Origin of the sequence: Bacillus sp. es.036 (assembly GCF_002563635.1) — a bacterium.
Lineage (GTDB): Bacteria > Bacillota > Bacilli > Bacillales > Guptibacillaceae > Guptibacillus.
Map to the genome: position 1 here is coordinate 1,248,354 of NZ_PDIZ01000001.1, position 15,316 is coordinate 1,263,669.

Genomic DNA, 15,316 nt, shown 5'->3' on the forward strand with positions numbered 1-15,316 from the left:
GTAATAAGTAAAACTATTCAGAAAAATACAGGTGAAGGCAAGCAGTCGAATATGTTATTGTGGAGAGGGAAAAAAATGGCTAGAGGAGTGGGAAGATGATTTTAGTAAACAACGATTTAATGACAAGAGATCAGGCAACAATAGATATTGAAGATCGAGGTTACCAATTTGGTGACGGCGTTTATGAAGTCGTACGAATTTACAATGGTGTTTTTTTCGAATTGGATGCACACCTTGATCGATTAGAAAGAAGCGCAGGTGAGATTAAAATTGTTTTACCATTTACTCAAGAAAAATTAAAAGCCAATTTAAACAAGCTCATTCAGCAAGTTCCTGTGCAAAGTGGGCATGTTTACATGCAGGTGACAAGGGGTGTTGCTCCGAGAAATCATCCGTTTCCGGCAAAGACAGAACCTGTCTTTGTAGCCTATACAAAAGAATACGAGAAAGAGCCATCACGCTCACCAGGACGAGCTGTTTTCACAGAAGATATCCGCTGGTTAAGGTGTGACATTAAAAGCTTGAATTTACTCGGAAATGTGCTGGCAAAACAGTTTGCAAACGAACAGAATGTCGATGAAGCGATTTTTCATCGAGGGGAATGGGTAACGGAAGGAAGTTCTACGAATGTATTTATCGTAAAAAACAACGTACTTTATACGCACCCTGCCAACCATTTTATTCTGGATGGAATTACGAGAAAAGTTATTCTTTCTGATGCCAATGAACTGGGAATACAAGTAGAGGAAGAAGCGTTTACAAAGCAGGATCTACTTAATAGTGATGAGGTGTTTATCTCAAGTACGACGCAAGAAGTAAGACCGATAGTAGAAGTGAACGGTCAACCGATTGGAACTGGAAAAGAAGGCGTGATAACTTTATCTCTTCATGCGAAATTCACTAGTCGTTTAAGGTGATCAATTGGTTTAAACAAAAATCTTTTTATTTTGTTTAGTTGAATTTTGCACGAAACAGTGGTACTGTTAACTTTGGCTATATGTGAATGAAGAGTTGCTTGTTCCGAGCGTTTTCCAACATTAGGGAGATGCTTTTTTGAACATTATCAGGAGATTTTTCTCCCGTCTATAGCATTTAATGCATTTTAAAAGTAAAAAGGAGTTTTTAAAAGTTGAAAAAATTTCAAGATCTAGGTTTAAGTAATACGCTGCTAGAAGCAGTTAATCAAATGGGATTCGAAGAAACGACACCAATTCAAGCAGGTACGATTCCTCTAGCGCTTGAAGGCAAAGACGTTATCGGTCAGGCTCAAACTGGTACTGGTAAAACGGCTGCTTTTGGTATCCCAATGATTGAAAAGATTGACACTTCTCTATCTCATGTACAGGGAATCATTCTTGCGCCAACACGTGAGCTTGCTGTACAGGTTGCAGAAGAATTGAACCGTATTGGTCAAGCAAAAGGCGTGCGTGCCCTTCCTATATACGGTGGACAAAGCATCGTTCACCAAATCAAAGCACTTAAAAAGAGACCTCAACTAGTTGTTGCTACACCAGGGCGTCTTATTGATCATATGGAACGTAAAACGATTCGTCTTTCAGAAGTTTCATTTGTTGTTCTTGACGAAGCAGATGAAATGCTTAACATGGGCTTCATTGAAGATATCGAAAAAATTCTAAAAGGTGTTCCTGAAAAGCGTCAAACGCTTCTATTCTCTGCGACAATGCCGAAACGTATCGCAATTCTTGCAGAGAAATTCATGAGCAACCCTGAAACAGTTAGAACGAAATCGAAAGAAATGACTGTTCCTGCGATTGAACAGCATTACTATGAAGTTCGTGATTCTAAGAAATTCGATATTCTTTGTCGCCTTCTTGATACTCAGTCTCCTGAGCTTGCGATTGTATTCGCAAGAACTAAAAAGCGCGTAGACGAAGTATCTGAAGGACTTAAGAAGCGTGGATACATGGCTGAAGGAATTCACGGTGACCTTCCTCAAGGGAAGCGTGATCAAGTTATTAAACAGTTTAAAGACAGCACAATTGACATCATGGTAGCAACAGACGTTGCGGCACGTGGTCTAGATATTAGTGGTGTAACGCACGTTTATAACTTTGACATTCCTCAAGATCCTGAAAGCTACGTTCACAGAATCGGTCGTACTGGCCGTGCTGGTAAATCAGGTCTTGCTTCAACGTTCATCACTCCACGTGAGTATGATCACTTGAAAGTGATTGAGAAGATCACGAAGAAAGACATGCAGAAGCGTACGATTCCTAGTTTTGCTGAAGCAATGGAAGGCCAGCAGCAAATGGCGATTCAGCAGCTTCAAAGCACAATTGAAGAGCAGGATCACTCAGTATACCGTTCATCAGCTGAACAACTTCTTGATGATCATGATTCAGTAACGCTTCTTTCTGCAGCTCTTAAGTTGCTAACAAAAGAGCCGGATACGACTCCAGTTAAGATTACTGAAATCGCGCCACTTCGTGCTAAAAAAGCTCATGGCCGTGGCGGCAGTGGCGGTGGAAACCGCAACCGTAACCGCAGCAATGATCGCGGAGGCCGTAAAGGTGGAAGCGGTGGCGGATATCGCGGAGATCGTAGTAACAGCGGAGGCGCTAGCAAGCGTCGTAAGTTTAACGACAAAGGAAATAAATAAGACATGCCAAAAAGTCGGGAGAAATCCCGGCTTTTTTTATTTGTCATGATCAATAAGTGTGAAAAACCCAATCAAATTCATTTCTGGTTTCATTGATGATAAGAGAGAATATTTTTAGACAATACTGGGAAAATGTCACTGAAAGCGTTATTCTTAGAGAGACACTATTTACGGAAAGGCAGCGGGATATTATGAAGCATGATTACCAGTCACAGACGAAAGTAAAAGAAGACGTCCTGCTAGAACGTCTTGCTCTCATCCAAACAGAGTTAGCGCATGCAGAAGCATCGAAAATGAAACAATTAAGCGATAAATTGATGAGTGGTGAACAGCACTTTCTTTTCTCGGGGCATTTTTCTGCAGGAAAGTCATCATTAATTAATGCGTTATTTGAAACCAATTTACTGCCATCAAGTCCTATTCCTGCAAGTGCGAATACGGTTCGTATCCGGTCTGGACAATCAGGTGCTTCTGTTCATTTTATCAATGGCAAAAAAATGATTTTTAAAGCGCCATATGATATCGATCAAGTAAAAGGTTACTGCCTGAATGGAGAGGAAGTAGAGCGCGTGGAATTATCTGCGCCATCTAAGATCGAAAAAGACGTTATTTTCATTGATACACCTGGAATCGATTCAACTGACGAGGCTCATAGGCTTTCGACCGAGTCATCCATGTATTTAGCAGATGTCGTTTTCTATGTGATGGATTATAACCATGTTCAATCGGAAGTAAACTATCAGTTTATCCGCGAGTTATATCGTCAAAATAAGAAAATCATACTAATTGTGAACCAAATTGACAAACATAACGAAGCTGAGATTTCATTCAAATCCTTCAAGAAATCAGTTGTGGAGTCTTTTGAGACGTGGGGGATGTCACTCGAATCGTTTTTCTTTATCTCCCTGCGTGATCTAAACCATCCTCAAAACCAATTTCATCAGTTGAAAACCTACATCGAAGGTCTTTCCAAGAAAACTCCCGAGGATAAAGTTAAGCGAGTTTACGATGCGGCGATCGAACTTATTGAAAACATTGACACGGTTGATGAGGATAATGAGGTGATCCAAGCTTATGAGGAGATGGAAACCAAACTCTCTTTTTCAAAGGAGCGCATCAAGCTGATTGAAGAGGAGTTTCAATCTGAAGCTTCAACGATCCAGAAAAGCGCGATTCTAATGCCTTATGAAGTAAGGGAGGCAGGGCGTGCCTATCTAGAATCTTTACAATCTGGATTTAAGGTTGGGCTAATTTTTCGTGACAAAAAAACACAGCAGGAACGTTCGATCCGATACGAGGCATTTGTATCAGGTTTAGAGGAACAAGTGAAGTCACAGCTTGAATGGCATTTTAAGGAGCTACTTCAGGAGCTAAAATCGACTGCAGCCTTAACGAAAGTCGACCCTCCAGTTTTAGATGATTCATTCCACGTCGATTTCACCGTTATTCAAGAAGAAGCAAAAAAGGGGAACGGTGCAACGGGTGAAGCGGTGCTTCATTATACCGAAAATGTCGCTTATAGCATGAAAACTCAAATCAAGCAGCAAGCAGAAAAACGAAAGAATTTGCTCATTGATCAGGTGAATGTAGAGCATAACCAAATCGCGATGGATGTCCAAAAAGCTTTTGAAACTCAAGTTGGAGAAAAAGATTCCGAAGTCTTCTTAGCAAAGATGGAATTGGTGAGTGAGAAAGCTAACGGCCTATGGGCGATTCTTGAAGGAAGTCGTGATGAAGAAGCTAGACGCATAGCGAACAGTGAAGATCGACAAGAGGAACGCCAGCAGGTCATTATTGTGGAGTCCATCGAAAAAACAAACAATGAAATTCACAGCGAAAATGAGGGCTCCTTAGTAGAGGAAGTTGTTAAAAAGAATGATGATGACCTTCCTACTTCTGAAACGACTGTACAGGCGCTTCAAAATATCGCGACTGAACTAACCGATCTTCCAGGTTTCGATCATACGAAGCAAAATTTAATAAAAAAAGCGAGTAAACTTGCGGATCAATCTTACACAGTTGCGTTGTTTGGTGCATTTAGTGCTGGCAAATCATCTTTTGCGAATGCTTTGATAGGTGAGAAGATATTACCTTCTTCGCCGAATCCAACGACGGCAACGCTTAACCGCATTTGTCCTGTTACAACGGAGCACGCACATAAAACGGCGATGATTCATTACAAGACGGAAGAGGAGCTTCTTGAAGACTTAAATCATTCTCTTTCTTATTTTGGAGAACAGGCTTTTTCGCTTCGAGACAGTTTGCAAATTATATCAGCTGGTAAGCTGTTCAAGCGGGAGTCGGCCGAAACAAAACCTCACGCGTTATTTTTACGCGCGGTCGTTAAGGGAGAAGGGGAGCTTTCGTACCTTGGAATGGACCGAGAAGTAACGATAACAGAATACGAACATATGATTGTAAACGAATCAAAAGCAGCTTTTATCGCTTCCATTTCTTTATATTACGATTGTCCTCTAACGAGAGAAGGTATAACGCTTGTGGACACGCCTGGAGCGGATTCGATCAACGCTCGACATACGGGCGTTGCTTTTCAATATATGAAAGCCGCTGACGCAATTCTGTATGTGACCTATTACAATCACGCCTTCTCAAAAGCAGATCGCGAATTCTTAATTCAGCTTGGGCGGGTGAAAGATGTGTTTGAGATGGATAAGATGTTCTTTCTTCTAAATGCTTCTGATCTTGCAGAAAACGACGGGGAACTTCGCACTGTACTCGATCACGTGAATAAACAGCTGCAGCAGTATGGGATTCGCTATCCATCCCTTTATCCGGTTTCAAGCCTTGCGGGAATGCTTTCATCAGAAACGCTAAGTGAGGATGATGAAGCGTTTCTTTCAAAGTTACCAAAACAACTCAGAAATAAAGGTGGACTTGCTTCTTTTGAAGAACGCTTTTATCGCTTTATTCGAACAGATCTATCGAAAATGGCCGTTGAAGCAAGCCTAAGTGAAATAACCCGTATCAGAGAAGAAATCGCCCATTGGATCGAGCATTTTGAATTGAATGCCAATGAAAAAGAAGAGCAGCTGAAGCGCTTGTACCTTCAAAGTGATGAGGCGATTGAAGAAGTGGAGCAATATGCCGTTTCAAACTCCTTACAACAAATTGAACAGGAGTTAACAGAACTTGTGCACTACGTGCCGCAACGCCTTTTCTACCGTTTTAATGACTTCTTTAAGGAAGCATTTAACCCCTCTATCATTCAAAGCCGTGATGGACTAAATGCTGCATCGCGTTCACTTCTAGAAGATATTGAACAAGATCTTCTTCAAGAGTTGAGAGCGGCGTCACTCCGGATCGATCGGTTTATTAAGCGAGAGCTTCAAAAGAATGAGAAAGACATGCAGATGACAATTAGAAACCACTTAACAGATTTCCGCTATGTGTCTAACGAATCAAGGGATATGGCGACACCTGCATTTTCAGCTTCACTCACAACCTGGATCAGCAGTGAAGCACTTGTAAAGTTAGCGCGGAGTTCTTTTAAATCTTCAAAGCAATTTTTTGAACAAAATGGAAGAGATAACTTACACGATGTGCTGAAAAAGGAATTTCAACAGCCTGTTAGTGACTATTTAGCTACGGAACAACAGGTGATTGCGTCAATGGCGACGAATTTTTATGAAGAAAACCTTGATGAAATGAAGCACGAGATCCAAAACGAAATAAGGGAGTACATTGAAACGAGAACAACCATGTTAAATAGTAATTTATCAAAAGGTTTCTTACAAACGAAACAGTCAAATGTAGCAAGAATTCAAACGAACTTATTGGGGGAATAGGCGATGAAAAATCTTGTTTCTGTTGAATGGCTCGCACATCATTTATACGATGAACATCTTGTGATTGTTGATTGTCAGTTTGAATTAGGCAAGCCTGAAAGTGGCTATGCTGCTTATGTAGAAGGTCATATCCCTGGGGCTCTATATGCTGATCTTGAAAAGGATTTATCGGGTGAAGTCGGAGAGCACGGTGGGAGACACCCGTTACCAGATCAAGAACAGCTTCAGGAGCTCGTTGAAAGGTTAGGGATCCAGCAGGATTCAAAAGTGATTGCATATGACTATGAATATGGGGCAATGGCTGCAAGATTATGGTTTTTACTTGGTTTTGCTGGTCATAAGGAGCGAGCTGTACTTGATGGAGGACTGAAAGCGTGGAGAGGGGAGGGGCATAAGCTTGAGACGAAGGTTCCGGAAGTTAACCGCTCTGAATATCCAATTAGCCTTGATAAATCAATGATTGTTTCGATGAACGATGTGAAGCAGGCGCAACAAGAAGGGAGAACGATTATTGATTCTCGTACTCCAGAGCGTTTTAATGGAGAAAAAGAGCCGATTGATCAACAAGCGGGCCATATCCCTGGGGCAATCAACTATTTTTGGAAAGATAACTTGAACGAAGATCAAAAATGGAAAGACCCTGAAGAGAGAGTAGGGATAAACGAGCACGGTCAGGAGCCAATTGTTTACTGTGGGTCTGGGGTAACTGCTTGTGTGAATTTGCTCGCTCTACAGGAAGCCGGGGTGCATGCGAAGCTTTACCCAGGTAGCTATAGTGATTGGGTGTCTTATCAAAATAATCCAATTGATTCAAACTAAATGAAAGCCAGCCCGAAACACATGTAGGGCTGGCTTTTTTCTGAGCATTTATATGGTTTTAAAGAGTAGAAAGAAATCGTTCTAGTCGATCCATCCCTTCTTTTAACACATCGAGATTATATGCGAAGGAAATTCGAACATATCCTTCTCCGAATGTGGAAAAAGCGCTGCCTGGCACAACAGCAACATTGCCTTCTTTTGCGAGTTTCATGGCAAAATCAAAAGAGGTTAAGCCAAATTGTTTAATAGAAGGAAGGATATAGAATGCGCCGTCAGGCTTGATTGGTGATAGCCCCATTCCGACTAATCGATCAAATACATAGTTCATTCTTTTCGAGTATTCCGTTCTCATTTCAATGGGATCATCAAGTCCGTTATCCAACGCTTCGAGAGCAGCATACTGAGAGACAGAAGAAGCGCAGGAAACGTTGTATTGGTGCACTTTCAAAATGTGTTTTGCGAGCGCTTCTGGTGCAAATAAAAATCCAATTCGCCATCCTGTCATTGCGTGGGACTTGGAAAGTCCATTTATGACGATTGTCTTTTCTCGCATGCTAGCAAATTGAGCGATGGAAGCGTGATCTCCTGAGAAGGTTAGTTCTGAATAAATTTCGTCAGAGAGAACAAAAATGTTTTTATCTTCCAATAGAGCCGCAAGATCCTCAAGTTCAGCTGCAGACATGGCGACGCCTGTTGGGTTGGATGGTGATGGAAGAATGATGCATTTTGTTCGTTCTGTCAGCGCTGATTCAATTAGTGAGCGTGACAACTTAAAGCCATTTTCCGTCGTATCAACGTGTACAGGAACAGCGCCACATAGCGTAATGATTGGTTCGTATCCGGGATATACTGGTCCAGGCAATATAACCTCATCGCCTTCAGTAAGAAGAGTACGAAGCGTTACATCAATCGCCTGGCTAGCGCCTGAGGTAGTAATGACCTCAGTTTCTGGCTTGTATGTTAGGTTGTACTTTGTTTTTAGAAAATGGGATGCCGCTTTACGGAGTTCAAGTATGCCAGCATTGTGTGTATACGTCGTCTTATTTTGATCAATGGCCGATTGAGCCGCTTCCTTAATGTGACCGGGCGTTTCAAAATCTGGCTGACCGATTGTTAACGAAATCATGTTTTCATAATCTGCCACCATATTAAAAAAAGTACGGATACCTGAAATTTCAATGTTGTTTACTCGAGGGTTTAATAAATGTTCCATAGGGCTGTCTTCCTTTCCGTCTCAACTTCTCATAAACATCATTGTAGCATAATTTTTAAACTATCGTCGAAATGAAGTTCTTTTGCGGATAAGTTCCAAAATGGATTAAGAATGTAGGTGTTGATAACTCGGCTAAGTACTGGTAGTATTGGTTTTCTGAGACTTATCAACAGAAGAAACTATATACCCACACCCGGTATTTTCATTTCGCTCGGGGGTATGGTAGGGGGATATAGGTTACCCACAAAATTCTGTGGATAACCAATATTCAGATAATTTAGGGCGGATCACCAAATTCTTTCATGATACACAAAAGACCAGATTCCGGGGTAGTGGAATCTGGTCTTTTTAGTTTGATGACAAAATACTGTCTGTCAAATAAGCCAGTAAAGCGAATTGAACGTGGATGCGCTGTTCATAAGAGTAAATATCAATTCCCATTAGCTTTTCTAATTGTTTAATTCGATAATTTAGCGTATGCCTGTGTATGAAAAGTTTATCCGCTGTGCGATTAATAACAAGGTTATTTTCTAAAAAAGCTTCAAGCGTTCTCATTAGTTGAGATTGGTGTTTCTGATCATACGAGACAATCGGTGATAAGAGAGGTTCATAATAAGCCGTAAGATCCTCTCCATTTTCTTTTAAGCGAATGAATACCTGGTAAGCTCCTAAGGATTTAAATTGAATGAGAGATTCTTTTCGATACCGGGCAAAATGATGAGCAACTAACGCTTCTTTAAGAGCAGATTCAAGCTCCCGAATTCCTGTAGCTGTGCTCACACCTACAGTAGATAAAGAAGACTCTTGCTCGTCTATAAATGATTCAAAATCACCGCATAAAAGAACGACAACGTGATCCATTTTCCTTTTGATTAAGCCTTTTGTTCTTGTTGAAATCAACGTTTGCTGACACTGCAGTTCGAGTTCAGATAAGTTGGAGGAAGAAAGAACAGCTACGCAGTTAAGACGGGTTAAATCATAGCCCATTTCTTTGCTTTTCTTTAGAATCGTTTTCTCATCTTCATACGAATGCGAAAAGAGGATATCAAGAAAATCCGCTTCCATTTGTGATCGTGTATCTTCAATAATTCGTAACTTAAGAAATTCAATCGCAAAGATATTCGCTGCTTGTTTAAGCGCAAGCTGATCAAGTGACGTGAGAGGAGTCTGTTTTTGAATGAAGATCGTTCCGATCGTTTGCCCTTCTGTCACAATCGGATAAGCGTGTTCGATTGGATATTGTCGGTTAGTTATATATGATCCTGCTAAAAGAGCTTGATTTGATTCATAGAGCGATACATTGCAGTGAAGTAATTTTGAAAGCGCATCTGTTAACGATGAAAAGCCGGTATTTTTAATGACTAGAGCTGTTAATTCATCTTGAATGCGCTGTGCTTGTGTGAGCATACTAAGCTGCTTATTAACAAGTTGTTCGAGTATACTTCTAGTAACGGTAGAAAAATTCATCGTTCTTGGAATTTCAAGGAGCGGTAACCCCGTTCGATTTGCGGCTTCAATCATCGCTAATGGCACAACATCCAAGTAAAATCCCGTATGGATTGCAACCGCGGAAAGCTGCCGGTTTGAAAGTGCGTGGATGAGCATTGAGTAAGAGTCGGATTTTTCATGCCAACCATATGCAGTAGTAATTAAGAATTCACCTTCATGAAGACGTGTGACGTCCTCCATAACTTCCACAATCGTTAACCACTTAATATCGCGATCGATTCCTTGCTTTCCAGCAATTAATTTGATTTCCCTCATTTCGGATAGTTGTAACGCCTCTCTAACGGATAGTCCCATCGATGTGTCCCCCAATCCTCTTATCCAAATCGTACAACAAAGTCTGAATTTTTTGTAGATGGTGTGGAATAGAATTTTCTCGCTATCCCACATAGGCTAGAGATATAGACAAAAAAAGTGAGGTGACAAATCCGAAATGACGAAAAGAACCCACTTGATCAAACCTTTGCTTGGGATGGATTATGCTGTTATTTCTCACGGAAAAGGAATTTATTTATACGATGAACAAGGTCATGCTTTTATTGATGGATGCTCTGGGGCAGTCACTGCGAACATCGGGCATGCCGTTCCAGAAATTAAAGAAGCGATGGTCGCGCAAGTAGATCAGGTATCATTTGTGTATCGTTCCCAGTTTACAAGCACTTCAGCTGAGCAACTTGCAGAACGTCTTTGTCAATCTGCACCGGGTGACCTTGACTGGGTGTTTTTTGTGAACAGTGGATCTGAAGCGATGGAAACGGCTTTAAAAATAGCTGTTCAGTACTGGCAGGAACTTGGTCGTCCAACGAAGAACAGAATCATATCACGGTGGATGAGCTACCATGGAATTACAATGGGAGCGCTATCGATGTCAGGTCATGTGATTCGGAGAAGTCGTTTTAATGCGATGCTTGAACACTATCCAACGCTATCGCCTCCTTATTGTTACCGATGCTCTTTCCATGATCATTGCCCAAATTGTTCGAAACAATATGCGTTTGAATTTGAACAAACCATTCAACGGCTCGGTGCCGAAACAATCGCAGCCTTTGTTTGTGAGCCTGTGATTGGTGCAGCTGGAGGAGCTGTGGTACCACCTGATCGTTATTTTCAAGAAATGAAAGCCGTTTGTGAACGCTATGATATTCTCTTTATCGCGGATGAAGTTATGACAGGTATAGGTCGAACAGGGAAGATGTATGCGATGGAACACTGGGGAGTTGCCCCGGATATTTTAGCACTCGGTAAAGGAATGAGTGCCGGTTACACACCGATGGCAGCAACGCTAGTTTCGGATCGAATCATCCAAGTAATTGAACGAGGATCAAAGGTCGTCTTAAGCGGGCATACGTTTAGTGCAAACCCATTATCATCCGCTATTTGTCTTGCTGTTCTCGACTATATCGATAAAAACGATGTTGTTCAAAATGCTTCCAAAAGTGGGGCCATTCTTATAAAAGGATTAAAAGAGTTACAAGCACAATATTCCATTATCGGAGATGTGAGAGGGCTCGGTTTACTAACGGCCATTGAATTTGTTCAAGATCAAGTGACAAAAGAGCCGTTTTCGCTTCAACATGAAGTGACAAATCGTTTTATTCGGAAATGTTATGAAGCTGGTCTTCTAGTATATACAGCTGCAGGTGGCCTAAACGGGATGGCTGGTGACGCTGTCATTGTGGCGCCTCCGCTTGTGATTAAAGAACATGAAGTTCAGCTTCTCTTATCCAAGCTGAACGTAGGGTTGATTGAATTGGAGAAGGAACTTGAAGCAGAAGGACTCTACCAAAAGCGCTCGATAAGCTGATGATCGGAGGAAACTCAATATGCGAAGTAAGACATGCGACTTGTCAGAACTAGATATTTTGAAAGATAACATGACCATCATGTGCGGTGGTTTTGGGGGAGTCGGTTCACCGCCATCGCTTATTGAATGGATACTAGATTCCGGCATTAAAAACATCACCCTGATTTGTAACGATGCTGGATTCCCTTGGATAGGACCGGGCAAGCTTGTAACGGAAAAAAGGGTTTCAACACTCATTGCCTCGCATATTGGATCTAATCCTGAAGCGGGGAAACAAATGCATCGAGGAGAGCTCAATGTTCAATTTTATCCCCAGGGTACGCTTGCAGAGAAAATTCGTGCAGGTGGAATGGGACTTGGTGGGATATTAGTCGATGTAGGGCTTGGAACATCTGTTGAAGAGGGTAAAGAAAAGGCAGTTGTCCTGGGAAAGGAATATATGATTGAACCTGCTTTAACGGCAGATCTATCGATTGTGGCCTGTAAGCAAGCTGATTTATACGGGAACCTGCTTTATGATCAAAGCGCGAGGAACACGAATCCGCTTGTGGCACAGGCTGGCGATCTAACGATAGCGGAAGCGGCTGAAATCGTCCAAATAGGTGAGCTTGATCCTGAACAAATTGTAACGCAAGGTGTTTTCGTTGATCACGTGATCAAAAGCAAAGGGGTTGATTGGAAATGGGTATGGGAGCTGAAACGAGAAGGTTGATCGCTCAAAGAGCTGCACGAGAAGTAACGTATGGCATGATGGTTAACCTTGGGATCGGTATTCCTACGCTAGTAGCCGACTATATTCCAGCTTCCCTGGACGTTATGCTTCATACGGAGAACGGCATTCTAGGCATGGGAGGTAGCCCGGAGCCTGGTCATGAGGACGGGAACCTTTCAAACGCCGGAGGTTACCCAGTCACGATTCAACCCGGTGCTTCTTTTTTTGATAGTGCAGAAGCATTTGGAATGGTGAGAAGGGGTTATCTCGATTTAACGATTCTCGGTGCTCTTGAGGTAAGTGGTAAAGGAGACATTGCCAATTGGATTGTTCCGGGAAAAAGGGTTCCCGGGATGGGGGGAGCAATTGATCTTGCCCAAAAAGCTAAGAAAGTGATTGTTTTAATGAGCCATACAACAAAGGAAGGTTATCCTAAAATTGTACAAGAATGCTCCTTACCTTTAACGGTTAAAGAGGGTGCTGATATGATTATGACTGAGCGAGCAGTGATGAAGGTGGAGAATGGTAAACTTTATTTGTTAGAAGTGATGCCAGGCTACTCCTTGGGCGACGTGTTAAACGCTACAGAAGCGCAGGTAAATGTTGATCATGTAAGGGGGCGAACGTATTGAAGAGTAAAATCAAAAAATGGATGGATGATCATCAAAACAGCGGCATAAACCTCCTTCAACGATTTGTGCAGTGTGACAGTGTACAGGGAAATGAAGCAGAAGTGCAGCGCCTTGTGGAAGCTGAACTCGAACAATTAGAAATGAAAGTCGATCACTTCTTTCCAGGGCCGGAGACGATCAATCATCCTGCCTTTTGTGCAAATCGTACTGATTTTTCGCAAAGTCCTAATATCGTCGGCGTTTGGAGGGGGAGTGGTGGTGGTCAATCTCTCCTATTAAATGGCCACATTGACGTAGTACCACCGGGGAATAGGAGCGATTGGGAAGAGGATCCCTATAGTGGATTAGTGAAGGGTGGTCGGATTTTTGGAAGAGGCGCCACGGATATGAAAGGCGGGAATACATCTATGCTTCTTGCCTTAAAATGCATAAAAGAATTAGGAATTGTATTAAAAGGCGATGTTATTTTTGAAAGCGTTGTCGAAGAAGAAAGTGGTGGAACAGGTACGCTTGCGGCAATTGAGCGCGGGTATCAAGCGGATGCCGCGCTTATTCCCGAGCCTACTAAAATGAAAATTTTTCCGAAACAACAGGGGTCAATGTGGTTTCGCTTAAACGTAAGCGGTCGAGGCGCGCATGGGGGAACACGGTATGAAGGGGTTTCAGCGATTGAGAAAACGATGTTAGTCCTTACAGCAATACAGGAGCTCGAGCAAAAGCGAAATGACGGGATTACGGATCCCCTTTATCAAAATATACCAATCCCTGTCCCGATTAATATTGGGAAAATTTCTGGTGGCGACTGGCCATCTTCAGTGCCTGATCAGGTAGTTGTCGAAGGGAGAATGGGGGTTATTCCTGGTGAAGAGTTAGATCATGCAAAAGAAGAAATGACGCGTGCGTTAAAGGAAGTGGACGACGCCTGGTTATCGGAAAACCCAGTTGGAATCGAATGGTTTGGAGCGAGATGGCTTCCTGGTGAAGTAGCTGAAGATCATCCTCTCGTTACGGTTATTCGTCGTAATTACAAGGAAATAACGGGAGAAGAAGTGGTTGTTGAAGCGTCTCCGTGGGGGACGGATGGAGGCTTGTTGCAAGAAGTAGGAAAGACGCCTTCCATTGTGTTTGGTCCTGGCGAGACGGCTGTTGCTCATTTTCCTAATGAATACATCGAGGTTGAGAAGATGATGCTAGCGGCAGAACTTTATGTTCACATCATAATGGAATGGTGTGGGTTTAACGATTAAGAGCGGAGGCGCTCTTTTTTCTTTTTTAAAGGAGTTCCTTCTAAGAAAGAAGAAATACTGTTTAGGAAGTGTGGGAGGGGTTGCGGGTGAATCAAAAACAATTAGAAGCAGTGGAACAAGTATATCGTGGTGAGGACTATACGTTTACTTGTACGCTTGATCGCTTTAATGAGCGAATTCGTGTGGATCATTATGATGGTAATCTTCGTTCCATTGCCGCTCACATTCAGAGTATCTTTACAAATGAGTATACAAAATGCATTGTGAAAGCAAAAGGTGAACACGTTTCGTTCTTTCTTTCCGAATGCTACACGTATGAAGGCGTCATTCAATCCTATTATTCAGGGAGTGATGCTCATTTAATGACGTTATATAACGGAGCCTGGCGTCGTAATAGCCAAACGTGGTTGGAAGAGGATCAGCTACTAGCTGCTGTTCGTATGAAGCAAGTCTCTCCACTTAAGGAAAAGCCTCTTATGCGAAAAGGGACGGAAGCAGATGCAGAGAAACTTGCAGCTCTCTACCAAAAGGTGTTTGCCGTTTACCCAACCCCGATGGATAACCCAAACTATATTAAAAAAGTGATGAGAAGTGATACAATTTTCTTTCTGATTGAAGAGAATGACCGAATTGTGAGTGCTGCTTCAGCAGAAGTGAACCGCACGTATAAAAACGCGGAAATGACAGATTGCGCCACGCTCCCAGAATACAGAAAAGGAGGTACGATGCGCCACTTAATTATGGCGTTAGAACAAGAACTGCTTCGAGAAAATATTTATTACGCATACTCGATTGCGAGAAGCCGATCGTTTGGCATGAACGCTGTTTTACATCAGCTTGATTATCAATACGGAGGAAGGCTTGTCAATAATGTGAAAATTTTTCAAGATTGGGAGAATATGAATCTTTGGAGTAAGCTTCTTATTAAAAGTGCTGAATAATGGGCACTAATAGATG

Annotated in this window: 11 protein-coding genes; 9 read left to right on the forward strand and 2 right to left on the reverse strand. The window is 42.1% G+C overall.

Annotation, left to right across the window (positions count from 1 at the left end):
* Positions 1-95 precede the first annotated feature (95 nt).
* The 4 genes from dat (at position 96) to ATG70_RS06485 (ending at position 7,245) form a co-directional block, all read left to right on the forward strand.
* Positions 96-917: a D-amino-acid transaminase gene (gene dat / locus ATG70_RS06470; RefSeq protein ID WP_098443528.1), complete on the forward strand. Its 822-nt coding sequence runs from the start codon at positions 96-98 to the stop codon at positions 915-917.
* Between the two features lie 212 nt (positions 918-1,129).
* Positions 1,130-2,620, forward strand: coding sequence for a DEAD/DEAH box helicase (locus tag ATG70_RS06475; protein WP_098443529.1), 1,491 nt, complete (start codon positions 1,130-1,132; stop codon positions 2,618-2,620).
* 191 nt (positions 2,621-2,811) lie between these two features.
* A complete protein-coding gene (locus ATG70_RS06480) occupies positions 2,812-6,426 on the forward strand; it encodes a dynamin family protein (RefSeq protein ID WP_179886206.1) in 3,615 nt (1,204 codons plus the stop codon).
* Positions 6,427-6,429: 3 nt separating this feature from the next.
* Positions 6,430-7,245 carry a sulfurtransferase gene (locus ATG70_RS06485; RefSeq protein ID WP_098443531.1) on the forward strand — a complete coding sequence of 272 codons (816 nt, stop codon included), beginning with the start codon at positions 6,430-6,432 and terminating at the stop codon, positions 7,243-7,245.
* A gap of 58 nt (positions 7,246-7,303) precedes the next feature.
* Here the strand turns inward: ATG70_RS06485 and ATG70_RS06490 are convergent, their stop codons facing one another.
* Both ATG70_RS06490 and ATG70_RS06495 read right to left on the reverse strand, forming a co-directional pair.
* The gene (locus tag ATG70_RS06490; protein WP_098443532.1) at positions 7,304-8,458 is read right to left on the reverse strand and encodes an aminotransferase A; all 1,155 of its coding nucleotides are present in this window, start codon (positions 8,456-8,458) and stop codon (positions 7,304-7,306) included.
* 348 nt (positions 8,459-8,806) lie between these two features.
* Positions 8,807-10,261, reverse strand: coding sequence for a PucR family transcriptional regulator (locus ATG70_RS06495; protein ID WP_179886207.1), 1,455 nt, complete (start codon positions 10,259-10,261; stop codon positions 8,807-8,809).
* A gap of 136 nt (positions 10,262-10,397) precedes the next feature.
* On the opposite strand from ATG70_RS06495, the gene ATG70_RS06500 reads away from it, so the two are divergent.
* The 5 genes from ATG70_RS06500 (at position 10,398) to ablB (ending at position 15,300) form a co-directional block, all read left to right on the forward strand.
* Positions 10,398-11,768: an aspartate aminotransferase family protein gene (locus ATG70_RS06500; protein WP_098443534.1), complete on the forward strand. Its 1,371-nt coding sequence runs from the start codon at positions 10,398-10,400 to the stop codon at positions 11,766-11,768.
* A gap of 19 nt (positions 11,769-11,787) precedes the next feature.
* The gene (locus ATG70_RS06505) at positions 11,788-12,480 is read left to right on the forward strand and encodes a CoA transferase subunit A (RefSeq protein ID WP_098443535.1); all 693 of its coding nucleotides are present in this window, start codon (positions 11,788-11,790) and stop codon (positions 12,478-12,480) included.
* Complete coding sequence (locus ATG70_RS06510; RefSeq protein ID WP_098443536.1) at positions 12,450-13,112, forward strand: 3-oxoacid CoA-transferase subunit B; 663 nt, start codon at positions 12,450-12,452, stop codon at positions 13,110-13,112. Before ATG70_RS06505 ends, ATG70_RS06510 begins: the two co-directional genes overlap by 31 nt.
* Positions 13,113-13,132: 20 nt before the next feature.
* Complete coding sequence (locus ATG70_RS06515) at positions 13,133-14,359, forward strand: peptidase (RefSeq protein WP_373560777.1); 1,227 nt, start codon at positions 13,133-13,135, stop codon at positions 14,357-14,359.
* 86 nt (positions 14,360-14,445) lie between these two features.
* Positions 14,446-15,300, forward strand: coding sequence for a putative beta-lysine N-acetyltransferase (gene ablB / locus ATG70_RS06520; protein ID WP_306472689.1), 855 nt, complete (start codon positions 14,446-14,448; stop codon positions 15,298-15,300).
* Positions 15,301-15,316 lie beyond the last annotated feature (16 nt).

What these genes read in the sequence shown, in the direction of transcription:
- ATG70_RS06490 (WP_098443532.1), bottom strand. Translation starts at nt 8,458, where the DNA reads ATGGAACATTTATTAAACCCTCGAGTAAACAACATTGAAATTTCAGGT.
- ATG70_RS06515 (WP_373560777.1), top strand. Translation starts at nt 13,133, where the DNA reads ATGGATGATCATCAAAACAGCGGCATAAACCTCCTTCAACGATTTGTG.
- ATG70_RS06510 (WP_098443536.1), top strand. Translation starts at nt 12,450, where the DNA reads ATGGGTATGGGAGCTGAAACGAGAAGGTTGATCGCTCAAAGAGCTGCA.
- ATG70_RS06500 (WP_098443534.1), top strand. Translation starts at nt 10,398, where the DNA reads ATGACGAAAAGAACCCACTTGATCAAACCTTTGCTTGGGATGGATTAT.
- dat (WP_098443528.1), top strand. Translation starts at nt 96, where the DNA reads ATGATTTTAGTAAACAACGATTTAATGACAAGAGATCAGGCAACAATA.
- ATG70_RS06485 (WP_098443531.1), top strand. Translation starts at nt 6,430, where the DNA reads ATGAAAAATCTTGTTTCTGTTGAATGGCTCGCACATCATTTATACGAT.
- ATG70_RS06480 (WP_179886206.1), top strand. Translation starts at nt 2,812, where the DNA reads ATGAAGCATGATTACCAGTCACAGACGAAAGTAAAAGAAGACGTCCTG.
- ATG70_RS06505 (WP_098443535.1), top strand. Translation starts at nt 11,788, where the DNA reads ATGCGAAGTAAGACATGCGACTTGTCAGAACTAGATATTTTGAAAGAT.
- ATG70_RS06495 (WP_179886207.1), bottom strand. Translation starts at nt 10,261, where the DNA reads ATGGGACTATCCGTTAGAGAGGCGTTACAACTATCCGAAATGAGGGAA.